Annotated in this window: 27 protein-coding genes; 9 read left to right on the top strand and 18 right to left on the bottom strand. The window is 54.4% G+C overall.

Features of this window, described 5'->3' with window-relative positions; translation table 11 throughout:
- Positions 1 to 233 precede the first annotated feature (233 nt).
- The 7 genes from AC07WB_RS19635 (at position 234) to AC07WB_RS19605 (ending at position 5,518) form a co-directional block, all read left to right on the top strand.
- The gene (locus AC07WB_RS19635) at positions 234 to 386 is read left to right on the top strand and encodes a hypothetical protein (protein ID WP_494941046.1); all 153 of its coding nucleotides are present in this window, start codon (positions 234 to 236) and stop codon (positions 384 to 386) included.
- 217 nt (positions 387 to 603) lie between these two features.
- Entirely contained in the window at positions 604 to 744 is a 141-nt protein-coding gene (gene rpmH / locus AC07WB_RS19630; RefSeq protein ID WP_003849659.1) for a 50S ribosomal protein L34, read from the top strand.
- 14 nt (positions 745 to 758) lie between these two features.
- On the top strand, positions 759 to 1,118 hold the full coding sequence (gene rnpA, locus AC07WB_RS19625) for a ribonuclease P protein component (RefSeq protein WP_034830013.1): 360 nt from the start codon (positions 759 to 761) through the stop codon (positions 1,116 to 1,118).
- Positions 1,082 to 1,339 (top strand): membrane protein insertion efficiency factor YidD, encoded by a 258-nt coding sequence (yidD, locus tag AC07WB_RS19620; RefSeq protein ID WP_007893564.1) that lies wholly within the window; start codon positions 1,082 to 1,084, stop codon positions 1,337 to 1,339. Before rnpA ends, yidD begins: the two co-directional genes overlap by 37 nt.
- A gap of 2 nt (positions 1,340 to 1,341) precedes the next feature.
- Complete coding sequence (yidC, locus tag AC07WB_RS19615) at positions 1,342 to 2,988, top strand: membrane protein insertase YidC (RefSeq protein ID WP_494941045.1); 1,647 nt, start codon at positions 1,342 to 1,344, stop codon at positions 2,986 to 2,988.
- 96 nt (positions 2,989 to 3,084) lie between these two features.
- Entirely contained in the window at positions 3,085 to 4,449 is a 1,365-nt protein-coding gene (gene mnmE / locus AC07WB_RS19610; protein ID WP_494941044.1) for a tRNA uridine-5-carboxymethylaminomethyl(34) synthesis GTPase MnmE, read from the top strand.
- Between the two features lie 478 nt (positions 4,450 to 4,927).
- On the top strand, positions 4,928 to 5,518 hold the full coding sequence (locus AC07WB_RS19605) for a malonic semialdehyde reductase (protein ID WP_097095496.1): 591 nt from the start codon (positions 4,928 to 4,930) through the stop codon (positions 5,516 to 5,518).
- A gap of 45 nt (positions 5,519 to 5,563) precedes the next feature.
- Here AC07WB_RS19605 and AC07WB_RS19600 read toward each other — a convergent pair whose 3' ends face one another.
- Positions 5,564 to 6,076: a flavin reductase family protein gene (locus AC07WB_RS19600; protein WP_097095497.1), complete on the bottom strand. Its 513-nt coding sequence runs from the start codon at positions 6,074 to 6,076 to the stop codon at positions 5,564 to 5,566.
- A gap of 294 nt (positions 6,077 to 6,370) precedes the next feature.
- On the opposite strand from AC07WB_RS19600, the gene AC07WB_RS19595 reads away from it, so the two are divergent.
- Positions 6,371 to 7,117, top strand: coding sequence for a 4'-phosphopantetheinyl transferase family protein (locus tag AC07WB_RS19595; protein WP_097095498.1), 747 nt, complete (start codon positions 6,371 to 6,373; stop codon positions 7,115 to 7,117).
- A 31-nt stretch (positions 7,118 to 7,148) separates the two neighbouring features.
- Here the strand turns inward: AC07WB_RS19595 and AC07WB_RS19590 are convergent, their stop codons facing one another.
- Complete coding sequence (locus tag AC07WB_RS19590; protein WP_097095499.1) at positions 7,149 to 8,462, bottom strand: NCS2 family permease; 1,314 nt, start codon at positions 8,460 to 8,462, stop codon at positions 7,149 to 7,151.
- Positions 8,463 to 8,613: 151 nt separating this feature from the next.
- Here AC07WB_RS19590 and yieH point away from each other — a divergent pair, with 151 nt between their 5' ends.
- Positions 8,614 to 9,276: a 6-phosphogluconate phosphatase gene (gene yieH / locus AC07WB_RS19585; RefSeq protein WP_345827643.1), complete on the top strand. Its 663-nt coding sequence runs from the start codon at positions 8,614 to 8,616 to the stop codon at positions 9,274 to 9,276.
- A gap of 90 nt (positions 9,277 to 9,366) precedes the next feature.
- On the opposite strand, the gene AC07WB_RS19580 is transcribed toward yieH, so the two are convergent.
- The 16 genes from AC07WB_RS19580 to atpB all read right to left on the bottom strand — a co-directional run bounded on the left by AC07WB_RS19580 (position 9,367) and on the right by atpB (position 25,554).
- Positions 9,367 to 10,605, bottom strand: a complete 1,239-nt coding sequence (locus tag AC07WB_RS19580) for an MFS transporter (protein WP_494941043.1) — start codon at positions 10,603 to 10,605, stop codon at positions 9,367 to 9,369.
- A gap of 120 nt (positions 10,606 to 10,725) precedes the next feature.
- On the bottom strand, positions 10,726 to 11,460 hold the full coding sequence (gene phoU, locus AC07WB_RS19575; RefSeq protein ID WP_097095502.1) for a phosphate signaling complex protein PhoU: 735 nt from the start codon (positions 11,458 to 11,460) through the stop codon (positions 10,726 to 10,728).
- A gap of 14 nt (positions 11,461 to 11,474) precedes the next feature.
- The gene (gene pstB, locus AC07WB_RS19570) at positions 11,475 to 12,248 is read right to left on the bottom strand and encodes a phosphate ABC transporter ATP-binding protein PstB (protein WP_007893584.1); all 774 of its coding nucleotides are present in this window, start codon (positions 12,246 to 12,248) and stop codon (positions 11,475 to 11,477) included.
- 43 nt (positions 12,249 to 12,291) lie between these two features.
- Positions 12,292 to 13,179: a phosphate ABC transporter permease PstA gene (gene pstA / locus AC07WB_RS19565; RefSeq protein ID WP_097095503.1), complete on the bottom strand. Its 888-nt coding sequence runs from the start codon at positions 13,177 to 13,179 to the stop codon at positions 12,292 to 12,294.
- Positions 13,176 to 14,138 carry a phosphate ABC transporter permease PstC gene (gene pstC, locus AC07WB_RS19560; protein ID WP_345827648.1) on the bottom strand — a complete coding sequence of 321 codons (963 nt, stop codon included), beginning with the start codon at positions 14,136 to 14,138 and terminating at the stop codon, positions 13,176 to 13,178. The genes pstA and pstC overlap by 4 nt, the downstream gene beginning before the upstream one ends.
- An 89-nt stretch (positions 14,139 to 14,227) precedes the next feature.
- The gene (gene pstS / locus AC07WB_RS19555; protein ID WP_097095505.1) at positions 14,228 to 15,271 is read right to left on the bottom strand and encodes a phosphate ABC transporter substrate-binding protein PstS; all 1,044 of its coding nucleotides are present in this window, start codon (positions 15,269 to 15,271) and stop codon (positions 14,228 to 14,230) included.
- A gap of 176 nt (positions 15,272 to 15,447) precedes the next feature.
- Positions 15,448 to 17,277: a glutamine--fructose-6-phosphate transaminase (isomerizing) gene (gene glmS, locus AC07WB_RS19550; RefSeq protein ID WP_400458596.1), complete on the bottom strand. Its 1,830-nt coding sequence runs from the start codon at positions 17,275 to 17,277 to the stop codon at positions 15,448 to 15,450.
- Between the two features lie 129 nt (positions 17,278 to 17,406).
- Positions 17,407 to 18,777 carry a bifunctional UDP-N-acetylglucosamine diphosphorylase/glucosamine-1-phosphate N-acetyltransferase GlmU gene (glmU, locus tag AC07WB_RS19545; RefSeq protein WP_494941042.1) on the bottom strand — a complete coding sequence of 457 codons (1,371 nt, stop codon included), beginning with the start codon at positions 18,775 to 18,777 and terminating at the stop codon, positions 17,407 to 17,409.
- A 163-nt stretch (positions 18,778 to 18,940) separates the two neighbouring features.
- Positions 18,941 to 19,360 (bottom strand): F0F1 ATP synthase subunit epsilon, encoded by a 420-nt coding sequence (locus AC07WB_RS19540; RefSeq protein WP_097095508.1) that lies wholly within the window; start codon positions 19,358 to 19,360, stop codon positions 18,941 to 18,943.
- Between the two features lie 24 nt (positions 19,361 to 19,384).
- The gene (gene atpD / locus AC07WB_RS19535; protein ID WP_007893594.1) at positions 19,385 to 20,782 is read right to left on the bottom strand and encodes a F0F1 ATP synthase subunit beta; all 1,398 of its coding nucleotides are present in this window, start codon (positions 20,780 to 20,782) and stop codon (positions 19,385 to 19,387) included.
- A 63-nt stretch (positions 20,783 to 20,845) separates the two neighbouring features.
- Positions 20,846 to 21,712: a F0F1 ATP synthase subunit gamma gene (atpG, locus tag AC07WB_RS19530; RefSeq protein WP_097095509.1), complete on the bottom strand. Its 867-nt coding sequence runs from the start codon at positions 21,710 to 21,712 to the stop codon at positions 20,846 to 20,848.
- Positions 21,713 to 21,764: 52 nt separating this feature from the next.
- Positions 21,765 to 23,306: a F0F1 ATP synthase subunit alpha gene (gene atpA, locus AC07WB_RS19525; protein WP_097095510.1), complete on the bottom strand. Its 1,542-nt coding sequence runs from the start codon at positions 23,304 to 23,306 to the stop codon at positions 21,765 to 21,767.
- Positions 23,307 to 23,320: 14 nt separating this feature from the next.
- Complete coding sequence (gene atpH / locus AC07WB_RS19520) at positions 23,321 to 23,854, bottom strand: F0F1 ATP synthase subunit delta (protein WP_097095511.1); 534 nt, start codon at positions 23,852 to 23,854, stop codon at positions 23,321 to 23,323.
- Positions 23,855 to 23,868: 14 nt separating this feature from the next.
- Positions 23,869 to 24,339 carry a F0F1 ATP synthase subunit B gene (gene atpF, locus AC07WB_RS19515; protein ID WP_345827654.1) on the bottom strand — a complete coding sequence of 157 codons (471 nt, stop codon included), beginning with the start codon at positions 24,337 to 24,339 and terminating at the stop codon, positions 23,869 to 23,871.
- Between the two features lie 107 nt (positions 24,340 to 24,446).
- Entirely contained in the window at positions 24,447 to 24,686 is a 240-nt protein-coding gene (gene atpE, locus AC07WB_RS19510) for a F0F1 ATP synthase subunit C (RefSeq protein ID WP_003849523.1), read from the bottom strand.
- Positions 24,687 to 24,735: 49 nt separating this feature from the next.
- On the bottom strand, positions 24,736 to 25,554 hold the full coding sequence (atpB, locus tag AC07WB_RS19505) for a F0F1 ATP synthase subunit A (protein WP_097095513.1): 819 nt from the start codon (positions 25,552 to 25,554) through the stop codon (positions 24,736 to 24,738).
- Position 25,555 lies beyond the last annotated feature (1 nt).

The raw sequence follows: 25,555 nt of genomic DNA, 5'->3' as shown, positions 1-25,555 counted from the left end.
GGCGGACTCCACTCGTACAAAATCGATAAGAATTTTAGGCGCTAATAAATAGAAACGTAATTTTTAGACACAGGCGGTTGGAAAGCGCCTGCGACCGCTATTCGCGGTAGTCTTCCCCGGCGATCGCATGGAGGATCGTCAGCGGAAGGGCGGATCATAACGTAAAGCAGCCGAGAGATCTTCCCTTTCTACACAGTTTTGATCCATTTTATCCACAGGCTGATGATGCGCAAATGAGTTTACGCTTTTTAGCAGAAAAGCCAGCGTTAATGTGGCTGAAAGCGACAATTTTTCTGGGCGGCTCTCGTTTTTGCCGCAACAAGTTTGCAAATAGATCGCAAGAAGATCCTGCGCGATCCTTGCGCTTTACCCCACAGCCCGTATAATTCCCCACCCGGCATTATTGCGTGAAGCCTTGATGCCCGGAATCAGCGGGCTGTATCTGGGTTTCCAGGTGCCGCGACCAGCGAAGTAAATTGACTCTGGACTGTACAATTATTACAATCCCGCCTCTTTATTAAAGACACATTGAGGCGTTGGTCGATTTACTGGCCCGAAAACGCGTCACCCAGTGAAAATTTTCAAGTTTAGGTAGAAATCGCCATGAAACGCACTTTTCAACCGTCCGTACTGAAGCGCAACCGTTCACACGGTTTCCGTGCTCGTATGGCAACAAAAAATGGTCGTCAGGTTCTGGCACGTCGTCGTGCTAAAGGCCGTTCTCGTCTGACCGTTTCTAAGTAATAAAGCTAACCCTCGTGGTTAAGCTCGCATTTCCCAGGGAGTTACGTTTGTTAACTCCCACTCATTTCACTTTCGTCTTCCAGCAGCCACAAAGAGCCGGTACGCCGCAAATCACCATACTCGGCCGACTTAACTCGCTGGGGCATCCCCGCATCGGTCTCACCGTCGCAAAAAAACATGTAAAACGCGCCCATGAACGCAACCGGATCAAGCGATTGACCCGCGAAAGCTTTCGTCTGCGTCAACATGAGCTGCCTGCGATGGATTTTGTGATCGTGGCTAAAAAAGGGATTGCTGACCTGGATAACCGTGCGCTGACGGAAGCGTTGGAGAAATTATGGCGTCGTCACTGTCGCCTGGCTCGCGGCTCCTGATTGCCCTGATACGCGTTTATCAACGCGCCATCAGCCCACTGCTGGGACCTCATTGCCGGTTCCATCCCACCTGCTCGCAGTATGGGATTGAGGCCTTACGCCGCTTTGGCGTGGTAAAAGGCAGTTGGTTGACGATTAAACGCGTATTAAAATGCCACCCTTTGAACCCGGGTGGTGACGATCCTGTGCCGCCAAAAACCTTTGATACCAGAGAACATTAACGATGGATTCGCAACGCAATCTCTTTCTCATCGCTTTTCTGTTCGTGTCTTTTATGATCTGGCAAGCCTGGCAGACGGACCACGCTCCGCAGCCACAGCAAACCCAGACCACGCAAAACACAAGCAGCGCAGCGGGTGATGCCGCCACTTCCGGCGTGCCGGCTAGCGGACAGGGCAAAACGATCACCGTTAAGACAGATGTCCTGTCACTCAACATCAATACGCGCGGTGGCGATATTGAGCAGGCTCAGCTGCTGACTTTCCCGGACAAACTGGGTTCAGACGCACCGTTCCAGCTGCTTGAAACCACACCTGCATTCGTTTATCAGGCGCAGAGCGGCTTAACCGGCCGTAACGGTCCGGATAACCCGAACAATGGCGCACGTCCGCTGTATACCACCACACAAGATAGCTTCGAGATGGCAGATGGCCAGAGCGAACTGCGCGTGCCGCTGACCTGGACCGGTGAAAACGGCGTGGTTTACACCAAGACCTTCGTCTTCAAGCGCGGTGAGTATGCGGTAAATGTTGACTACAACATTAACAACACCACCCAGCAGCCGCTGGAAGTGTCGATGTTTGGTCAGCTGAAGCAAACTATCGATGTGCCTAAGCACCGCGATACCGGCAGCAATAACTTTGCTCTGCATACCTTCCGTGGCGCAGCGTACTCCACCAGCGATGCGAAATACGAAAAATATAAATTCGACACCATCGCGGATAACGAGAACCTGAACACCACCACCGGCAACGGTTGGGTGGCGATGCTGCAACAGTATTTCGCCACCGCCTGGGTGCCACGCACGCAGGGTAATAACACGCTGTACACCAGCAACCTCGGCAATGGCGTAGCGGCAATCGGCTACAAATCTGCGCCGGTTACCGTTGGCGCAGGCGCACAGCAGGATCTTGGTGCCACTCTGTGGGTTGGCCCGGAAATTCAGGACAAAATGGCGGCCATCGCGCCTCATCTTGATCTGACTGTGGATTACGGTTGGCTGTGGTTCATCTCTCAGCCGCTGTTTAAGCTACTGAAGTTCCTGCACAGCTTTATCGGTAACTGGGGCTTCTCCATTATCGTTATCACCTTCATCGTTCGTGGCATCATGTACCCGCTGACTAAGGCGCAGTACACCTCCATGGCGAAGATGCGTATGCTGCAGCCGAAGATTCAGGCGATGCGTGAACGTCTGGGCGATGACAAGCAGAAGCAGAGCCAGGAAATGATGGCGCTGTATAAGGCGGAGAAAGTGAACCCGCTGGGCGGCTGCTTGCCACTGGTTATCCAGATGCCAATCTTCCTGGCCTTGTACTACATGCTGTCAGGCTCGGTTGAACTGCGTCATGCACCGTTTATTCTGTGGATTCATGACTTGTCTGCGCAGGACCCGTACTACATTCTGCCGATTGTCATGGGTATCACCATGTTCTTCATTCAGAAGATGTCACCGACCACTGTGACCGATCCGATGCAGCAGAAGATCATGACTTACATGCCGGTTATCTTTACCGTGTTCTTCCTGTGGTTCCCTTCAGGTCTGGTGCTGTACTACATCGTCAGCAACCTGGTAACCATTCTCCAGCAGCAGCTGATTTATCGCGGCCTGGAAAAACGTGGTCTGCATAGCCGCGACAAGAAGAAAGCGTAACGCCTGACTGCCACCAGCAGCAGCGTATAATCAAAGGGCGACATTTATGTCGCCCTATTTTTATTTATTAATACCCTAAAAGTTTAAGGTGGAATCATGAGCCACAGCGACACCATCGTTGCCCAGGCGACGCCTCCCGGCCGCGGCGGCGTAGGCATTCTGCGTATCTCCGGCGCCAAAGCGGCCGAGGTGGCGCAAGCCGTGTTAGGCAAATTGCCGAAACCGCGTTACGCCGATTATCTGCCTTTTACCGATGCCGATGGCAGCGTGCTCGATCAGGGCATTGCGCTGTGGTTTCCCGGCCCGAACTCCTTTACCGGCGAAGATGTGCTGGAGCTGCAGGGTCACGGCGGCCCGGTGATTCTCGACCTGCTGCTCAAACGCATTGTGGCGCTGCCCGGCTTGCGTATTGCTCAGCCCGGTGAATTCTCGGAACGCGCCTTCCTCAACGACAAACTCGATTTAGCGCAAGCCGAAGCGATTGCCGACCTGATCGATGCCAGTTCAGAGCAGGCAGCCCGCTCAGCGGTGAACTCGCTGCAGGGCGCCTTTTCCCTGCGCGTTAACGCACTTGTGGAAGCACTTACTCACCTGCGTATCTATGTGGAAGCGGCCATCGACTTCCCGGATGAAGAGATCGATTTTCTGTCCGACGGCAAAATTGAAGCACAGCTCAATGTGGTGATCGGCGATCTCGACGGCGTACGTGCCGAGGCGCGTCAGGGCAGCTTGCTGCGTGAAGGGATGAAAGTGGTCATTGCCGGTCGCCCTAATGCCGGTAAATCGAGCCTGCTGAATGCGTTAGCCGGTCGCGAAGCGGCGATTGTCACCGATATTGCCGGCACCACGCGCGACGTGCTGCGCGAACATATCCATATCGACGGCATGCCGCTGCACATCATCGATACCGCCGGTTTGCGTGAAGCCAGTGATGAAGTAGAGCGCATTGGTATTGAGCGTGCATGGCAGGAGATCGAGCAGGCCGACCGCGTGCTGTTTATGGTCGATGGCACCACCACGGATGCCACCGAAGCCGCCGCCATTTGGCCAGATTTTGTCGCGCGTTTGCCAGATGCGCTGCCGATTACCGTGGTGCGCAACAAAGCGGATATGACGGGGGAAGTGCTGGGGCTTACTGAAGTGAACGGTCACTCACTGATTCGTCTCTCGGCACGCACTGGTGACGGTGTGGAAGCGCTGCGCGAGCACCTGAAACAGAGCATGGGTTTTGCTGGCAATATGGAAGGCGGATTCCTTGCGCGTCGCCGCCATCTGCAGGCGCTCGAGTTAGCGGCTGCTCACCTGCAACAGGGAAAACATCAGCTATTAGGCGCATGGGCGGGTGAATTACTGGCGGAAGAGCTTCGTTTAGCGCAACAGGCGCTGAGCGAGATCACTGGCGAATTCACCTCCGACGATCTGCTGGGACGAATCTTCTCAAGCTTCTGTATTGGGAAGTAATATCTGTTACGTAGTCGCCATAAATGGCGACCCTACATCGAATGAGCGCGGTTTTCGTAGGGTGCGCATTCGTGCGCACCTGATGTCTGTTACGTAGTCGCCATAAATGGCGACCCTACAACAAATGAGCGCGGTTTTCGTAGGGTGCGCATTCGTGCGCACCTGATGTCTGTTACGTAGTCGCCATAAATGGCGACCCTGCATCGAATGAGCGCGGTTTTCGTAGGGTGCGCATTCGTGCGCACCTGATGTCTGTTACGTAGTCGCTATAAATGGCGACCCTACATCGTATGAGCGCGGTTTTCGTAGGGTGCGCATTCATGCGCACCTGGATCCCAGTAGACATGCGTCTTTGTTATTTGGCTCCCCTTTCGCTTTGCAGTATAACGATCACTGCCCGGCGAAAAGGCCCTGCCGGGAACATCGACTATTCATGCAAAATATTGGGCGCTCGTTGCGGCCTGAACAGGAGAGAAACATGAGTACAACGCTCGACAGCGTGGCGCTGAATGCGCTGTTTAATGAAGCCCGCACCCACAGCTACTGGCAGGACAAACCGATTTCTCAAGAGGTGCTGAAGCAGCTCTACAATCTGACCGCGCTGGGCCCAACTTCTGCTAACTGCTCGCCAGGCCGTTTTGTGTTTGTGACGTCTCAGGAAGGGAAAGAGAAGCTGAAACCGGCACTTTCGTCCGGTAATGTCGACAAAACCATGGCGGCGCCGGTGACGGTGATCGTGGCGTGGGACCCAGAATTCTACGAAGCGCTGCCGAAGCTGTTCCCGCACGGCGATGCGCGCAGCTGGTTCACCAGCAGCCCGGATCTGGCGAAAGAGACCGCGTTCCGTAACAGCAGCTTGCAAGCGGGTTACTTGATTCTGGCGGCGCGTTCGCTGGGGTTGGATGCAGGCCCAATGTCCGGTTTCGATCCGTCCAAAGTGAATGAGGCGTTCTTCAGCGAGAATAAATGGCAGGTGAACTTGCTGATCAATCTGGGCTATGGCGAAGCCAGCAAACTGCATCCGCGTTTGCCGCGTCTAAGCTTTGATGAAGCCAGCAAATTTGCCTGATTCGATAGCGAAAAGGCGTCACTTACGACGCCTTTTCCTGTGCAGTTAGCCCAGTGAATGGAAACCGCTATTGAAGTAGATCATTGGCTCTGACGCTTCGCCAGGCAGCGCAATGCCAACAATACGTGCCAGCAGCACGCTATGCGTATTCCACTCCACCACTTTCTCCAGCTGGCAATCAAAGCTCACCAGCGCATCCGCCAATACTGGCGCGCCGGTATTCAGCGTCTGCCAGGCGCCGTTTTGAAAACGCTCTTCACGACGCGATGATTGGCTGAACTGAGCGCATAAATCGTCATGCTGCTCACGCAGTACGTTAACGGCAAAATGACCGGCCTTGATAAACGCATCATGACTGGATGCGCTGCGATTCACGCACACCAGCAAGCTCGGTGGCTCAGCCGCCAGCGAACTCACCGACGTGGCAATTAGCCCCAGCTTTTCGCCCTGAAATTCGGTGGTAACCAGAGAAACGCCTGCGGTTAAGCGGCGCATGCCGTGACGAAACTCATCAAGAGAGATCGATTCCTGGCGAGAAGAAATAGCGGTAACTGACATAAAAAACTCCGACGTGCATGATTCAGCGATGTGCACGATTGGCCTGAGGGTGAATAGTTAGCGCACTTCGATGTGCCTTTTTACTGCCCAAATCCTACACCACATCGCGCCAATCGGCACCCGATCAGACATGAATGTGCAAAAGCGTTCTATGCAAAGTGACAAAATGGGATTGCCGTGCGGCTTCAGCCTTATCTGAAATATCGCCTATTCCACCTTAAGGCGGATGCAAACCCATGAGAAAATTCTTACAATAGCACTGATGATTATTCGACCATTTTCACGGAGCGACAGATGGCTAGTCATTTTGTTCGTTGGATCGGTCATCCGCCCTTTTCTTCAGAGAATATGCGGGTGCCACAGGAAGTGATTCATAGCGCCCAACGCTTCGCTGACAAGCGCCGCGGACGCTTTCTCGCCGCGCGCGAACTGCTGGGGCAGCTGATGCTGCGCGTTTATGGTATTCGTGAATTACCTGCATTAATTACCACCAGCAGTGGTCGTCCCCGTTTTGCCGATGCGAATCTGCCCGATTTTAGTATTTCCTATGCTGGCAACACTATCGGCGTGCTGCTGGCCGAAGAAGGCGGTCGTGCCGGACTGGACATGGAGATTGTGCGTGCGCACAGTCGCCAAACTCAGGATATGCTGACGCAGGATCTCTCCTCTGGCGAGAAAGCCTGGATCAACGCGCAGCAGGATTTTATGGAAGCGCTGACGCAAATCTGGACGCTGCGGCAAAGCATTCTCAAACTCACTGGCGAAACGAATAGCGGTATTGATTCACTGCGTTTGCATCCCGCAGCCGGACGACTGCGTTCCACCGTGTTTCCCGATATTCAGGCGGTATGTGATGCTGAACCGACGCTGGTATGGTCGTGTGCACTGTCGCCAGGCACAGAACGTTTACGGCTGTGGGAAATTGATGGCGCGCAGCAGTGGCAAGCGCTGCGCGACGTCGAGATGAGCAAACCCAATATGGGGCCGCGCACCTTACGCCTGACCAGTTTGGTCGCGCCGCAGGAGATAGGACATCCCTGACAAAAAAGGCCGCTTAAGCGGCCTTTTTCACTTAGTGAGCGTCAATGAAGACGATTTTCAGCACAAACAGCAGCGCCACCACCACCACGCATGGACTGATTTCACGCCAGCGACCCGTTCCCAACTTCATCACGCAGTACGAGATAAAGCCCAGCGCAATACCTTCGGTGATCGAGAAGCTAAATGGCATCATCGCCGCGGTGACAAACGCCGGAACCGCTTCAGTGAGATCGTCCCACTGTACGCGGGAAAGCGACGCCGTCATTAACACGCCAACATAAATCAGCGCGCCCGCCGCCGCATAGGATGGCACCATCGCTGCCAGCGGTGACAGGAACATCACCAGCAGGAACAGAATCCCGGTAATCACCGCCATCAAGCCGGTACGCCCGCCGATCGCCACGCCGGACGAGCTTTCAATGTAAGCGGTAACTGAAGAGGTCCCCACCAGCGAACCGGTCACAGAGCTGATGCTATCAACGTACAGCGCCTGCTTCATGCGCGGGAACGTGCCTTTCTCGTCGGTCAGTCCGGCTTTATCGGTCACGCCAATCAGCGTGCCGGAAGAGTCGAACAGATTCACCAACATAAAGGAGAAGATCACGCCGGCCATGCCGATGTTGAATGCACCTTTGATATCCACCTGACCAACCACCGAAGTGATGGCGGGCGGAGCGGCGAACACACCGCTGAATTTTACGTCGCCAATGATCAGGCCCAGTGCGGTAGTCACCACGATCGAGACCAGCACCGCCGCATGGATATTACGTGAGGCCAGAATAGCGATGATGAAGAACCCAAGCGCGCCCAGCAGTACGCTGTGCGACGTCAGGTTGCCAACGGCCACGATGGTATCGGCGTTAGGCACGATGATGCCGGCATTTTTCAGCCCCATCATGGCGATAAACAGGCCGATACCGGCGGTAATCCCCACGCGCAGGCTCAGCGGAATGTTGGCAATCATCCAGTAGCGCACGCGCAGCAGCGTGAGGATCAGCAGGCCCAAGGCTCCCCAGAAGATCGCGCCCATGCCAACCTGCCATGAGTAGCCCATCGCGCCCACCACCACGAAGGCGAAAAAGGCGTTCAAGCCCATCGCCGGTGCCAGCGCTACCGGCAGATTCGCCACCAGCCCCATTAAGATGCTGCCGAACGCGGCAATTAAGCAGGTGGTGACAAACACGGCTTGAGTATCCATGCCTGCCACACCCAGAATTTGCGGGTTAACGAAGACGATGTAGACCATCGTCAGGAAAGTGGTGCAACCGGCAATCACTTCTGTACGCACGGTTGTGCCGTGTTCCTGCAGCTTGAAGATGCGCTGCAAAAGACCCTGGTTATTCATTTCACTGTTCCGATAAAAAATTAATCGCCGCGTATCGTATAGAGTTTAGCGTGGCAAAACACTGATTTTTCGCAACCGGTTGCTCAGGGTCGCTTTCTGCGCTCAGTGCGCTAGAGTGTCAGCTTATTGTTTAACAAAAGGATGATGCGCGATGTCGGTGGAATGTATTTTTTTTGATTGCGACGGCACGCTGGTCGACAGCGAAGTAATCTGTACGCAATCTTACGTCAACACCTTTGCCCGCTACGGTATTGAGCTCTCACTGCAACAGATGTTTGAGCAGTATAAAGGGGTGAAGCTCTACGACATCATCCGTGACGTCGCGGCAGAACATCAGGTTGAGTTACCGCTCGAAGAGGTGGAAACCGCCTATCGCGCCGAGGTGGCGCGGCTGTTCGATCTCGATTTAAAGCCGATTGCCGGTGCCAAAGCGCTGGTGGAGCGCGTAAAAGTGCCAATGTGCGTGGTTTCAAACGGCACGGTGAAGAAGATGCAACACTCCCTGGGATTAACCGGCATGCTGCCCTATCTGGATGGCAAGCTATACAGCGGCTATGACATCAACCACTGGAAGCCCGATCCCGAGCTGATGTATCACGCCGCCGAGCAGATGCAGGTGCCGATTGAGAAGTGCATTCTGGTAGATGATTCAGAGGCGGGCGCACGTGCGGGAATCGCCGCCGGGATTCCAGTGTTTTACTACTGCGCTGACGCACATAATCCAGAATTAGATCATCCGCTGGTGACGCGCTTTGATGATATGGCGCAGCTGCCGGAGTTGTGGCGCGCACGCGGCTGGGATTTGGTGGGATAGGTGCGGTGTTCAGCCAGGTCGGCATCAATGCCGACCCTACGTTCGTGCACCATTCAATGGTAGGGTCGCCATTCATGGCGACCACAAAAATCAGCCAATCGCCCCCAGCGAATCTTCGTTGCTCTGCTTTTTCGGCAGCAGGAACAGCGTGGCGGCGATATCCAGCAAATAAATCAGCGCCAGTAGGGTGATTGCGGCGGTGAAGGAGATGTTGGTGGCCAGTAATCCAATCACCAGCGGACCAAACCCGCCCACGCCACGCCCAAGGTTAAACAACACGTTCTGCGCCGTAGCACGCGCCTGCGGCGGGAAGGTATCAGAAATCAGCGCGCCGTAGCCGCCAATCATACCGTTGACAAACATCCCCATCAGCGCGCCAGTAAACAGCATTACCGTTGGATCACGCAGCTGTGCATACACCACCACCATCACCACCGCTCCGAACTGGTACAGCAGGAAGATTTTCCAGCGTGCGAAGCGATCGGCCAGCACGCCGAACAGCCAGATGCCAAATGTCATGCCGACTACCGTTACCGCCGTCCACAAGCCGGATTTTGTCAGGCTGAAGCCAAAGTTAGACGACAGATAGCTCGGCATCCAGATCATCAAACCGTAGTAACCGAAATTCTGCACCGAACAGAGAATAAGAATTCCCAGACTGGCTTTGCTGGTATTGCTATCGGCGAACAGCAGTTTAAGCCGCGCGGTAAACGACAGCTGCGGGGTTTTCTCAACGTGACGGGTAAATTCTTCCGGCTCACCCATGCTGCGGCGAATCACAAATGAGACCAGCGCGGGCAGTAAACCAACGAGGAACATGCCGCGCCAGCCAATGACACTCAGCAAAGGCGGCGTAATAAAGGCCGCCAGCAGCACACCCAGCTGCCAGCCAATGCCGACCCACGCCGAGGCGCGGTTGCGCTTCTCTTTTGGCCAGGCTTCCGCAATCAGCGCCATCCCGATGCCGAACTCACCGCCTAATCCCACGCCCGCCAGGGTGCGGTACGCCAGCAAATCCCAGTAGCCCTGCGCGACAGCGCACAGTCCGGTAAACACCGAGAACACCAAAATAGTGACGGTGAGAATACGGATGCGGCCATAGCGATCGCTGAGATGGCCAAACACGATGCCGCCAATCACCGCACCAATCAGCGTCCATGTCACCAGAGAACCCGCCTGAGACGGATCGAGCGCCAGCGAAACGCTGATGGCGGGCAGCATAAAGCCGAGGATCAGAAGGTCAAATCCGTCCATGGCGTAGCCGCTAATGGCAGCCACCATGGCTTTCGCCGGTGTAATAGCGCGTTTTTTTTGTATTGGGGAGGACATGCAGCAGCACCTTGCAGAAAAAAGTGTGCCAAGTATAAAAGAGAGGGCAACGCGGAGACCAGGCAGAAATCAAGAAAGCGGCCCGTTAGTCACAGTGGCAACGGGCCGCCAAAGTCTCAATCAAGAGGGTTTATTGCTACCGTCATCGCCCGACAGCAGTTCATCCAGCTTGTCGCCGCCCACATGGCGGAAATCCTGACCTTTTACGAAATAGAAGATAATTTCACAAATATTCTGGCAGCGGTCGCCGATACGCTCGATGGCGCGCGCGCAGAACATCGCGGTCAATACGCTGGGAATGGTGCGTGGATCCTCCATCATGTAGGTCATCAGCTGACGCACGATGCCTTCATACTCTTTATCCACCTTCTTATCTTCGCGGTAGATTTTGATGGCTTCGTTGAGATCCATGCGCGCAAACGCATCCAGCACGTCATGCAGCATCTGCACGGTGTGATGCCCCAGCGCTTCAAGGCTAACCAGCAGCGGCAGATGCTGTTGACCAAACTTCTCCAGCGCGGTGCGGCTGATTTTCTCCGCCACGTCACCAATGCGTTCCAGCTCTGAAATGGTCTTGATGATCGCCATCACCAGACGCAAATCGCTGGCGGTAGGCTGACGTTTGGCGATGATGCGCACGCAGGCTTCATCAATCTCCACTTCCATCATGTTGACCTTCTGGTCGCCGTCAATCACGTGACGCGCCAGCTCGCCATCCTGGTTATGCATCGCGGTAATGGCATCGGTAAGCTGCTTCTCTACCATGCCCCCCATGATCATCACCTGAGTGCGAATGTGCTCAAGCTCCGCATTAAACTGACCGGAGATGTGTTTGTTCAGATTTAAATTATCCATGTGCGTCTCCTGAATCAGCCGTAGCGACCGGTGATGTAATCTTCGGTTTGCTTCTGTGCGGGCTTAGTGAACAACGTATCGGTATCGCTGAACTCAATCAGCTCACCCAGATACATGAAAGCGGTGTGATCAGAACAACGTGCGGCCTGCTGCATGTTATGCGTCACGATTACCACCGTGTAATCCTGCTTCAGCTCGGTGATCAGCTCTTCGATACGACCGGTTGAGATCGGATCCAGCGCGGAACATGGCTCATCCAGCAACAAAACTTCCGGGCGAATGGCGATGCCACGCGCGATGCACAGACGCTGCTGCTGACCGCCGGAAAGACTGTAACCGCTCTGATGCAGCTTGTCTTTGGTTTCATTCCACAGCGCGGCTTTGGTTAGCGCCCACTGCACGCGCTCATCCATATCGGCACGCGACAGCTTTTCAAACAGCCGTACACCGAAGGCGATGTTATCGTAAATCGACATCGGGAACGGCGTTGGCTTCTGGAATACCATGCCAACGCGCGCGCGCAGCAGGGCGATATCCTGATTAGATGCCAGAATGTTATCGCCATCCAGCAGGATGTCACCTTCTGCACGCTGCTCGGGATAGAGCGAGTACATTTTGTTGAAGGTACGCAGCAGCGTGGATTTACCGCAGCCTGATGGGCCGATAAACGCGGTGACCTGGTTTTTAGTGATATCCAGGTTGATGTTTTTCAGCGCGTGAAACTTACCGTAATAGAAGTTCAGATTACGGACCTGAATTTTACCGGCTGATGAAGTCACGTTACTCATTCTCGTCTCTCATAAGCAGCGCCGCCGAAGCCGCGCCGGGAAATTAGTGTTTGCCCTTGGCGAAAATCACGCGCGCCACAATGTTCAGCAGCAGCACGCACAGCGTAATAATCAGCACACCCGCCCACGCCAGGCTTTGCCATTCGGCAAACGGGCTCATGGCGAATTTAAAGATGGTGACCGGCAGGTTAGCGATCGGCTGCATCATGTCGGTACTCCAGAACTGGTTCGACAGCGCAGTGAACAGCAGCGGAGCGGTTTCACCGGCGATACGCGCCACAGCCAGCAGCACACCGGTGATGATGCCGGAAACAGAGGCTTTCAGCGTGATAGCTGAGATCATCTTCCATTTCGGCGTACCGAGCGCATAAGCCGCTTCACGCATGCTGTCCGGCACCAGACGCAGCATGTTCTCGGAGGTACGAATCACAATCGGGATCTGCAGCAGCGCCAGCGCCACCACGCCCGCCCAGCCGGAGAAATGCTGCATCTGCGACACCACAATGGTGTAAACAAACAGGCCGACCACAATCGACGGCGCAGACAGCAGAATATCGTTGATGAAGCGAATCACTTCCGCCAGCCAATGTTTACGCCCATATTCCGCCAGGTAAATTCCGGCCATGATGCCAAGTGGCGTTCCGATGATCGTCGACCAGAAAATCAGTAAGCCGCTGCCGACTAAGGCATTGGCTAAGCCACCGCCTGCTGTATTCGGTGGCGGAGTTGATTCGGTAAACAGCGACCAGCTTAAACCATCGACGCCGCGCGTCACGGTAGTGAACAGAATCCACACCAGCCAAAACAGGCCGAAAGCCATGGTCAACAGCGACAGCGTCAGGGCAATTTTGTTTTTAGTACTGCGCCACGCCTGCATTTTGCGGCGCGAGGCTTCCAGCTCAGCGCGAGCCTGAACTTCAATAGCGGTCATGAACGGGCTCCTTCACTCTTCGCCAGACGCAGGATCATCAGTTTGGAGATCGCCAGCACGATAAAGGTAATCACGAAGAGGATCAGACCCAGCTCCATCAGCGCCGCGACGTGCACACCGGATTCCGCTTCGGCGAATTCGTTGGCCAGCGCGGAGGTGATACTGTTGCCCGGCATAAACAGCGAGGGGCTGTCGAGCTGGTAGGTGTTGCCGATGATAAAGGTCACCGCCATGGTTTCACCCAATGCGCGGCCCAGTCCCAGCATCACGCCGCCGATCACGCCGTTTTTGGTGAACGGCAGCACGATGCGCCAGATCACTTCCCACGTGGTACAGCCGATACCGTAAGCCGACTCTTTCATCATCACCGGCGTTTGCTCAAACACGTCACGCATCACCGAAGCGATGTAAGGAATGATCATGATGGCGAGAATCACGCCCGCCGCCAGAATACCGATACCGAATGCCGGGCCAGAGAACAGCGCGCCAACGATCGGGATATTCGATAACACATTGCCCACTGGCGTCTGGAAATATTCGGCGAACAGCGGGGCGAAAACAAACAGGCCCCACATGCCGTAAACGATGCTGGGTATCGCGGCCAGCAGCTCAATGGCGGTGCCCAGCGGGCGGCGTAGCCAGCCCGGCGCAAGTTCGGTCAGGAACAGCGCGATGCCGAAGCTCACTGGCACGGCAATGATCAGCGCAATAATTGAGGTAACGAGGGTGCCGTAAATCGGCACCAGCGCACCAAATTGTTCGTTTGGCGCATCCCAGGTTTTGTTCCACAGGAAGGAGAAACCAAATTTTTGGATGCTAGGCCAGGAGGAGAAAATCAGGGAGACGATAATGCCACCCATCAACAGCAACACGATAAGCGCAGACAGTTTGACCAGTGCGCCGAAAATCATATCGCCTTGTTTACCGGGGGCTTTGAACGTCGGCTTAGTGGCAGCCATAGAATTCTCTGTTCTCAGGAGGATATCAGGGCGGCAGGTGATGCCGCCCATTGAGCTGGCCAACCGTGCTGGCTGGCCGGGTAAATCCGTTACTTGTACAGCGCTTTACCGGAGCTATCTTTGATGTTCGCTTTCCACGCTGCACGAATCTGGTTCGCTACGCTCTCTGGCAGCGCGGCATAGTCCAGAGACGTTGCGGTTTTACTGCCGCCTTTGTAGGCCCAGTCGAAGAACTTCAGCACTTCACTACCTTTCGCCGCATCAGCCTGATCTTTGTAAATCAGGATGAACGTAGTTGAGGTGATCGGCCATGCATCGTTGCCTTTCTGGAAGGTCAGATCCTGGGCAAACGATTTGCTCCAGTCCGCGCCTTTCGCGGCGTTAGCAAAGCTGGCCTCGCTTGGCGCTACCGCTTTGCCATCAGCATCAACCAGTTTGGTGTAGGTCAGGTTGTTCTGCTTAGCGTAGGCGTATTCCACGTAGCCAATCGAACCCGGCAGACGCTGCACGAAGGCGGCTACGCCATCGTTACCTTTACCGCCCAGACCGGTTGGCCAGTTAACGGTGTTACCTTTACCGATTTTGCTGTTCCACTCTTCGTTCACTTTCGCCAGGTAGCTAGTGAAGACGAATGAAGTACCGGAACCGTCAGCGCGGCGCACCACGTTGATGTTGGAATCGGGCAGTTTCACACCGGGGTTCAGTTTAGTGATCGCCGGGTCGTTCCACTTTTTGATGGTGCCGAGGTAGATATCACCTACAGTTTTGCCGTCGAGGGTTAATTCACCTGATTTCACGCCTGGAATGTTAACCGCCAGCACCACACCACCGATGACGGTAGGGAACTGGAACAGGCCGTTTTTCTCCAGATCTTCATCTTTCATTGGTGCATCAGACGCACCGAAATCGACGGTTTTTGCGATGATCTGCTTAACGCCGCCTGAAGAACCAATACCCTGATAGTTAATTTTGCTACCGGTGGCTTGCTGGTACTCTGCTGCCCACTTGGCATAAACCGGTGCCGGGAATGTCCCGCCTGCGCCCGTCAGATCGGTTGCTGCAAAAGCAGAGACCGCGCTTACTGCGAAGGTGGCGGCGAGGATTCGGGCTACGGTGCTACGCATCAGTGTCATGTTCCCTCCAGGGGATTTAAAAAAATCAGGCTCAATGCCTTTTTAGTAGGAGTCAGTGATTGCTGCTGGAGGGAAAATAGGACAGTTTGATGACAGTGAAATGTACGAAATATGACAGTTATATGACAGCGTGCAGAAATGAAGCGGGCCCGTTGCGGGCCCACTCTTATGATTGATTATTCTACGGTAACGGATTTTGCCAGGTTACGCGGCTGATCGACGTCGGTGCCTTTAATCAGCGCCACATGATATGAAAGCAGCTGTAACGGCACGGTATAGAAGATTGGAGCAATCACCTCTTCTACGTGCGGCAGTGAGATGATTTTCATGCCATCGCTGTCACTGAAGCCGGCATCCTGGTCGGCAAACACATACAGCAAACCGCCGCGCGCGCGCACCTCTTCGATGTTGGATTTCAGCTTCTCCAGCAGCTCGTTGTTCGGCGCCACCACGATCACCGGCATATCCGCATCAATTAACGCCAGCGGGCCATGCTTCAGCTCACCAGCCGCATAGGCTTCGGCGTGAATGTAGGAGATCTCTTTCAGCTTCAGCGCACCTTCCATGGCGATGGGATACTGATCGCCGCGGCCAAGGAACAGCGCGTGATGTTTGTCGGAGAAACCTTCAGCGAGATTTTCGATCACTTTATCCTGCGCCAGCATCTGCTCGATACGGCTCGGCAATGCCTGCAGCGCGTGCACAATTTCGTGCTCGGTTTCGGCTTTCATGCCGTGCAGACGGCCGAGTTTCGCCACCAGCATCAGCAATACCGCTAGCTGCGTGGTGAAGGCTTTGGTCGACGCGACGCCAATTTCGGTGCCGGCTTTGGTCATCAGCGCCAAATCTGACTCACGCACCAGCGAGGAACCGGCCACGTTACAGATCGCCAGCGAACCGAGATAACCCAGCTCTTTCGACAGACGCAGCGCGGCCAGCGTATCGGCGGTTTCACCCGATTGTGACAGCGTGATCAGCAGGCTATTTTTGCGCACCGCTGATTTGCGATAGCGAAATTCGGAGGCGATTTCGACATCACAAGGCAGGTTGGCCAGCGACTCAAACCAGTAGCGCGACACCATGCCGGAATTGTAAGAGGTGCCGCAGGCGATGATCTGGATATGCTCAACCTGGCTCAGCAATTTCTCTGCATCCGGGCCCAGCTCACTGAGATCAACTTCACCGTGATTAAAACGCCCGGTTAAGGTGTTTTTAATCGCGTTCGGCTGCTCGTAAATCTCTTTCTGCATGTAGTGACGATAGATGCCTTTATCACCGGCATCGTACTGCGCAGTGGATTCGATTTCAGCGCGTTTAGCCGGCTTGCCAGCGCGGTCGATGATGGTGATTTCGCGGCGGGTAATCTCAGCGATATCCCCCTCTTCCAGATAAACGAAGCGGCGCGTCACCGGCAGCAAGGCCAGCTGATCGGAAGCGATAAAGTTTTCGCCCACGCCACGACCAATCACCAGCGGGCTACCGGAACGCGCCGCCACCAGCACCGTAGGATCGCGGCTGTCCATGATCACCATGCCATAAGCGCCGCGCAGCTGCGGGATCACGCGCAGCACCACTTCACGCAGCGTGCCGCCCTGCTTCTGCTCCCAATGCACCAGATGCGCCACCACTTCGGTGTCGGTTTCCGAAGCAAAGTGGTAGCCGCGCTCAAGCAACTGGGCGCGCAGCGGCTCATGGTTCTCAATAATACCGTTGTGCACGATGATGATGTGCTCAGAAATATGCGGATGCGCATTGGCTTCCGAGGGTTCACCGTGGGTCGCCCAACGCGTGTGTGCGATCCCCGTGCCGCCAATCAGCGGCTGCTGTTCTGCCGCTTCCGCCAGGTTCTGTACTTTGCCTAAACGACGCAGACGCGTCATATGGCCCTGACGATCAACCACCGCCAGCCCGGCAGAGTCATACCCGCGATACTCAAGACGACGCAAACCTTCCAGCAGAATTTCTGCGATGTCACGCTGCGCTACTGCACCAACAATTCCACACATAGTAATTTCCTGACTTCATGGCTTTTGGCCATTGCGTTGTCATCTGACCTGATTTCCCCGAGCCTTGTAGAGAGTGGGGATAGTTTTTATGGCACTGCTAACGAGCCGATCGTTGCCGGCCCTTAAAATTTATTTCTTCTTCACCGGGCGCTGCCAGCCAGACTTGTGATTCTGCTCTTTACGGTTATAAACCAGGTCAGCGGCCGTCACATCCTTCATGATGGTAGTACCCGCGGCAATGGTCGCGCCGCTCGCCACGCTGACGGGCGCTATCAGCTGCGTATCTGAGCCGATGAATACGTTGTCGCCGATGATGGTTTTGGATTTGCTAGCGCCATCGTAATTACAGGTAATGGTGCCTGCGCCGATATTCACGCCCGCGCCAATTTCGGCATCACCGAGATAGGAAAGATGGCCAGCTTTTGAGCCTTTGCCCAGCGTGGCTTTCTTCATCTCCACGAAGTTACCCACGTGCGCCTCTTCAGCTAACTCGCTGCCCGGACGCAGACGCGCAAACGGACCAACCGTACAGCCGGCGGCTAAGGTGGCATCTTCGATCACCGAATAGGGGCTGATTTCACAGTCATCCGCAATCACGCTGTTTTTGATGATGCAGCCCGCGCCGATTTTCACGCGGTTGCCGAGCGTAACGTTGCCTTCAACAATCACGTTGGTGTCAATCTCCACATCCCGCCCGTGTTGCAGCGCACCGCGCAGATCGAAACGCGCCGGATCGCGCAGCATGACACCCGCCAGCAGCAGCCTTTCCGCCTGCTCGCTTTGGTAAACGCGCTCAAGTGTTGCCAGCTGCAGCCGATTATTCACGCCGTCGGTTTCACTGATGCGCGCTGGGTGCACCGCATTGATAACGCGACCTTCCCGGTGCGCCATGGCAATGATATCGGTGATATAGAATTCGCCCTGCGCATTGTTATTGTTGAGCTGCGCCAGCCAGCGCTTGAGGTCGCTGCCGTTGGCAATCAGGATACCGGTGTTAATTTCCTGGATTTTTAGCTGTTCTGCCGACGCATCTTTCTGCTCGATAATGCCGGTCACCGTGCCGTTTTCACGCACGATGCGGCCATAGCCGGTTGGGTTATCCAGAACCACCGTAAGTAAGCCAATGCCACCCGCCGGTTTAGCCGCACGCAGACGCTGCAAGCTCTCTTGAGAGATCAGCGGCACGTCGCCGTACAACATCAGGATATCTTCATCATCAGCAAAGAAGGGGGCTGCCTGCTGCATTGCGTGCCCGGTACCGAGCTGTTCAGCCTGCAGCACCCAATTAAGTGCGTTATCCGCAAGCGCAGACTTGAGTAAATCGCCGCCGTGACCATACACCAGATGGATGTGTTGAGCGCCCAAACCGGTTGCGGCATCAATCACGTGCTGAACCATTGGTTTACCTGCAAGGGTGTGCAGAACTTTGGGCAGATCGGAATACATTCGGGTGCCTTTGCCAGCGGCTAAGATCACCACACTCATCGCGTTTGTAGACATAACTATCCTGACTGAATTTAACTTTCGAAAGTGTAAGGTTTAGCCCTGAGATTACTACATTTTTCTCGGGTCGAAATTAGCCGGGGTTAAAGCGCAACGGCAAATTTTGGGCAAAAAAAATGCCAACCCAATGGGCTGGCATTTCGTGACGCATAAAGCCTGATTACATCGCTTTTTTGGTCAGCTCGATAACACGCAGTTTTGCGATGGCTTTCGCCAGCTCCGCAGAAGCCTGAGCATAATCCACGTCGCCGTGGCTGCTGTTCATGTGCTCTTCCGCTTTACGTTTCGCTTCCTGCGCGCGCGCTTCGTCGAGGTCTTCGCCGCGAATCGCGGTGTCAGCCAAAACGGTGGTGCTGCCAGGTTGTACTTCCAGCACGCCGCCAGAGAGGTAGATATACTCCTCTTCGCCGTGCTGTTTCACGATGTGAATCATACCAGGCTTGATGGCTGTCAGCAGCGGGGCGTGGCCCGGGCGAATACCCAGCTCACCTTCGCTACCTGACACCTGGATGCGCTCCACCAGACCGGAGAACATTTGTTGCTCCGCACTGACCACGTCCAGATGATAAGTCATAGCCATACCATTCCTCCTGGGAAACCGAAATTACAGTTTCTTCGCTTTTTCTACGGCTTCTTCGATAGCGCCGACCATGTAGAACGCCTGCTCTGGCAGGTGGTCGAATTCGCCTTCCATGATGCCTTTGAAGCCACGAATAGTGTCTTTCAGGGTAACGTACTTACCTGGAGAACCGGTGAAGACTTCAGCAACGAAGAACGGCTGAGACAGGAAGCGCTGAATTTTACGCGCACGTGCCACCAACAGTTTGTCTTCTTCAGACAGCTCGTCCATACCAAGGATGGCGATGATGTCTTTCAGTTCCTGGTAACGCTGCAGCAGAGACTGCACGCCACGCGCAACATCATAGTGCTCCTGACCCACGATCAGCGGATCCAGCTGACGGCTGGTAGAATCCAGCGGGTCAACGGCTGGGTAGATACCCAGAGAGGCGATCTGACGGCTCAGCGTAACGGTTGAGTCTAAGTGAGCAAAGGTGGTTGCTGGTGACGGGTCAGTCAAGTCATCCGCAGGAACGTAAACGGCCTGTACAGAGGTGATTGAACCGGTCTTGGTAGAGGTAATACGCTCCTGCAACACACCCATCTCTTCTGCCAGCGTCGGCTGATAACCTACCGCAGATGGCATACGACCCAGCAGTGCTGATACTTCAGTACCGGCCAGGGTGTAACGATAGATGTTGTCGATGAACAGCAGAACGTCACGGCCTTCATCACGGAATTTTTCCGCCATGGTCAAGCCGGTCAGTGCTACGCGCAGACGGTTACCCGGCGGCTCGTTCATCTGGCCATACACCAGCGCTACTTTATCGATAACGTTGGAGTCAGTCATTTCGTGGTAGAAGTCGTTACCCTCACGAGTACGCTCACCCACACCAGCAAATACCGAGTAACCTGAGTGCTCAGCCGCGATGTTACGGATCAGCTCCATCATGTTTACGGTTTTACCTACACCCGCACCACCGAACAGACCGACTTTACCGCCCTTAGCGAACGGACACATCAGGTCGATTACCTTGATGCCGGTTTCCAGCAGTTCCTGGGAGTTAGACTGATCTTCATATGAAGGTGCTGCGCGGTGAATAGAGGAAACCTCTAATGCGCTGCCATCGTCATTCTGCAGGTCGCCTTTCATGTCGATTGGCTCACCCAATACGTTCATGATACGGCCGAGGGTTGCTTTACCAACCGGAACCTGGATAGGTTTTTTCAGGTCGGTAACTTCCAGACCGCGCTTCAGGCCGTCAGAAGTACCCATGGCGATGGTACGAACCACGCCGCCACCCAGCTGCTGCTGAACTTCCAGCACCAGACGAGCATCACCATTTTTCACCTCGAGAGCGCTATATACCTGCGGTACCGCGTCCTGAGGGAATTCGACGTCAACTACGGCGCCGATAATCTGGACAATCTTTCCAGCTGCCATCTTGAATCCTCTACCTAATACGAAAATACCCAGCCGCGCTCGCGCGACAGGATATATGCCTGGTTAAACCGCGGAGGCTCCCGAGACGATCTCGGTAAGTTCCTGGGTGATGCTGGCCTGACGAGCTTTGTTGTAAACCAACTGCAGCTCTTTGATCAGGTTTCCGCCGTTATCGGTTGCAGCTTTCATCGCCACCATACGTGCGGCCTGCTCACTGGCCAGGTTTTCCACCACACCCTGATAAACCTGCGATTCGACATAACGGCGCAGCAGGGTATCCAGCAGCGCTTTCGGATCGGGTTCGTACAGGTAATCCCAGGTCTTCGCCTTCATCTCTTCTTCACCTTCCGCTGGCGGTAACGGCAGCAGTTGGGTAATGGTCGGAGTCTGAGACATGGTGTTATTAAACTTGTTGCCAACGATATACAGCTTGTCGATGCGACCTTCATCATAGGCCTGCAACATCACTTTTACCGGGCCAATCAAATCAGACAGTGCGGGCTTATCGCCCATACCGGTGACCTGAGCCACGATGTTGCCACCTACAGAGCCGAAGAATGAATTGCCTTTAGAACCGATAATCGCCAGATCGCTCTGCACGCCTTTATCAGACCAGCTCTTCATATCTGCCAGCAATTTTTTGAACAGGTTAATGTTCAAACCACCACAAAGCCCGCGGTCAGTCGAAACGACCAGGTAGCCGACGCGCTTAACGTCGCGCTCATCCAGGTAAGGGTGCTTGTATTCCAGATTACCCAGTGCAAGGTGACCAATCACTTTGCGCATGGTATCTGCATACGGACGGCTGGCCGCCATGCGTTCCTGCGTTTTACGCATTTTGGAGGCGGCGACCATTTCCATCGCTTTGGTGATCTTCTGCGTATTTTTTACGCTGCCGATCTTACTACGTATTTCTTTTGCGCCGGCCATTAGCTTCTCCTCAAAGCCTTGCGGCCTGCCTTTTCAGACAAGCCGCCAGACATTACCAGGACTGGGTTGCTTTAAACGTTTCGAGGACGCCTTTCAGCTTCTCTTCGATTTCGTTATTGAAGTTACCCGCTTGGTTGATTTCAGCCATCAGCTCAGCGTGATCGCGATCCGCGAATGCCAGCAGAGCGGCTTCGAAGCTGCCGATTTTCGCCAGTTCAACGTCGTTCAGATAGCCGCGCTCAGCAGCAAACAGCACCAGACCCTGTTGCGCGACTGACATCGGCGCATACTGTTTCTGTTTCAGCAGCTCGGTCACTTTCTGACCGTGGCTCAGCTGTTTACGCGTTGCATCGTCCAGATCGGAAGCGAACTGAGAGAACGCTGCCAGTTCACGATACTGTGCCAATGCGGTACGGATACCACCGGACAGTTTCTTGATGATCTTGGTCTGTGCAGCACCACCAACACGGGATACCGAGATACCCGGGTTAACGGCTGGACGAATACCGGAGTTGAACAGGTTCGATTCCAGGAAGATCTGACCATCAGTAATCGAGATTACGTTGGTCGGAACGAACGCGGAAACGTCACCCGCCTGAGTTTCGATGATTGGCAGTGCGGTCAATGAACCGGTCTGGCCTTTCACTTCACCGTTGGTGAAGCGCTCAACGTAGTCAGCGCTAACGCGTGATGCACGCTCCAGCAGACGAGAGTGGAGATAGAACACGTCGCCAGGGAAGGCTTCACGACCTGGTGGACGGCGCAGCAGCAGAGAAATCTGACGGTAAGCAACAGCCTGCTTAGACAGGTCATCGTACACGATCAGTGCATCTTCACCGCGGTCACGGAAGTACTCACCCATCGCACAACCGGCGTACGGTGACAGGTACTGCAGCGCTGCAGATTCAGAAGCAGAAGCGACAACGACGATGGTGTTAGCCAGCGCGCCGTGCTCTTCCAGTTTGCGAACCACGTTAGAAATGGTTGACGCTTTCTGGCCAATCGCAACGTAGACACACTTGATGCCTGAATCGCGCTGGTTGATGATGGCGTCGATTGCCATTGCGGTTTTACCGGTCTGACGGTCACCGATGATCAGCTCACGCTGGCCACGGCCGATTGGAATCATCGCATCGACAGATTTGTAACCGGTCTGAACAGGCTGGTCTACTGACTGACGGTCGATAACGCCTGGTGCAATCACTTCAACCGGCGAGAAGCCGTCGTTGTCGATTGCGCCTTTACCGTCGATCGGTGCACCCAAGGTGTTCACCACACGGCCCAGCAGGCCACGGCCAACTGGAACTTCTAAAATACGACCCGTACATTTCACTTTCATGCCTTCCGCGAGGTCAGCATACGGGCCCATCACTACTGCACCAACCGAGTCACGCTCGAGGTTCAGTGCGATAGCGTAACGGTTGCCCGGCAGGGCAATCATCTCACCCTGCATCACATCGGCAAGGCCGTGTACGCGGATGATACCGTCACTTACAGAAACAATAGTACCTTCGTTGTGAGCTTCACTCACGACATTGAACTGAGCAATGCGCTGCTTGATCAGTTCGCTGATTTCGGTGGAATTCAGTTGCATATGCTCCAGTCCCCTTAAGACTGCAAGACGTCTGCCAGACGATCAAGACGGCCGCGTACGCTGCCATCAATGACCAGGTCACCCGCACGGATAACCACACCTGCCATTACAGACTTATCAATTTTGCAATTCAGCTTAACTTTACGTGACAGACGTTTTTCCATCGCGGCGCTGATTTTAGTCAGCTGACTGTCACTCAGCGTACTGGCAGAAATCACATCAACTTCGGCTGTCGCTTCATAAGCGTCACGCAGTTGAATGTACTGTTCCAGTACCGCTGGAAGCGCTGTCAAACGTCCGTTTTCGGCCATTACCTTAATCAGGTTCTGGGCGTTTTCATCAAGTTGATCGCCACAAACTGCAATGAAAGAAGCAGATAACGCTTCCGGTGCAAGCGCACCGGAAAGAAGATCTGCGATCTGTTCGTTGCGAGCCACTTCTGCGGCAAACGCCAGCATTGATTGCCAGCGATCGATGCTTTGATGCTCAACAGCAAAGTCAAAAGCTGCTTTGGCGTAGGGGCGAGCTACAGTAATAAGATCAGACATCAGCCCCTCCCTCCTTACAGTTCAGCGACCAGTTTATCAACGATGTCGCTGTTAGCAGCTTCATCCACGGAACGTTCGATGATTTTCTCGGCGCCAGCTAATGCCAGCAACGCGACTTGCTTACGCAGCTCTTCACGGACACGTGAACGCTCGGCATCAATTTCTGCCTGCGCCTGTGCCACGATGCGGTTACGTTCAGTCTCAGCTTCAGTTTTCGCTTCGTCCAGAATCTGGGCACGGCGTTTGTTCGCCTGCTCGATAATGACCTGAGCGTCTTCTTTCGCTTTTTTCAGCTGGTCGGTCGCATTGGCCTGCGCGAGATCTAAATCTTTCTTCGCGCGCTCAGCAGAAGCAAGGCCTTCAGCAATTTCTTTCTGGCGCTTTTCGATGGCAGCCATAATCGGCGGCCATACGTACTTCATGCAAAACGCGACAAACAGAATGAACGCGATGGCCTGGCCGAGGATTGTTGCATTAATGTTCACAGCACAATGCCTCTTATTAAGTTAACTTGCTCTGCCGCTATCAGCGATAAACGGCAGAATCCGTCCCTCATCACACCAGGTGCCATGAGTGAACAAGGCTACCAGGTTTAAGCGACAGCAAACATCACGTAGAGACCCAGACCTACAGCGATCATCGGGATAGCATCCACCAGACCCATTACAACAAAGAACTGCGTACGCAGCAGAGGGATCAGATCCGGTTGACGCGCGGCGCCTTCCAGGAATTTACCTCCGAGGATGCCGATACCGATCGCAGCACCGATTGCCGCCAGGCCCATCATCACAGCGGCAGCCATGTACAGCAGATCCATATTCAGGTTTTCCATGACAGTCTCCAGTTTGTTTCAGTTAAAAGCTTAAGTGTTGAGATAAAAATCAATGTTCTTCAGATGCCATCGACAGATAGACGATCGTGAGGACCATGAAAATGAAAGCCTGCAGCGAAATGATCAGGATGTGGAAAATGGCCCATGGCACATTCAACAACCACTGCGACCACCACGGCAGCAGGCCGGCAATCAGGATAAAGATCAGCTCACCCGCATACATGTTACCGAACAGTCGCAGACCCAGTGATACTGGCTTGGACAGCAGGCTAACACCTTCAAGAATCAGGTTAATGGGGATGAAGATCGGGTGATTAAAAGGCTGCAGCGTCAACTCTTTGGTGAAGCCGCCAATGCCTTTCATTTTGATGCTGTAGAACAGAATCAAAATAAATACGCCCAGCGCCATAGACAGCGTGATGTTCACGTCTGCAGATGGCACGACGCGCAGCGCCGGCAAACCTAAATAGTGCTCGCCGATAAACGGCAGCAAATCGATAGGCAGCAGATCCATGAAGTTCATCAGGAAGACCCAAACGAAAATCGTCAGAGCCAGCGGGGCGATAAGTTTGCTTTTACCGTGGTACATGTCACGCACGTTGTTATCAACGAAGCCGACAACCAGTTCGATAGCCGCTTGTAATTTCCCTGGAACACCGCTGGTAGCGCTTTTAGCTACTTTGCGGAACAACACCAGGAAAATCAGTCCCAGCACCACAGAGAAAAACATGGAATCGATATTTATTACCCAGAACGTCGCGGGAGCGTCGTGCGGATTCACCAACTCGAAAGTACGCAGGTCCAACTGAAGGTTATTCAGGTGGTGACCTATGTATTCTTGCGGAGTAGAGATTTCTCCAGCAGCCATG

This window comes from Pantoea sp. GW821-FHT03E06 (assembly GCF_059420725.1).
Note: the sequence above shows the minus strand (reverse complement) of the source record. Positions and strands in the feature narration are given on the sequence as shown.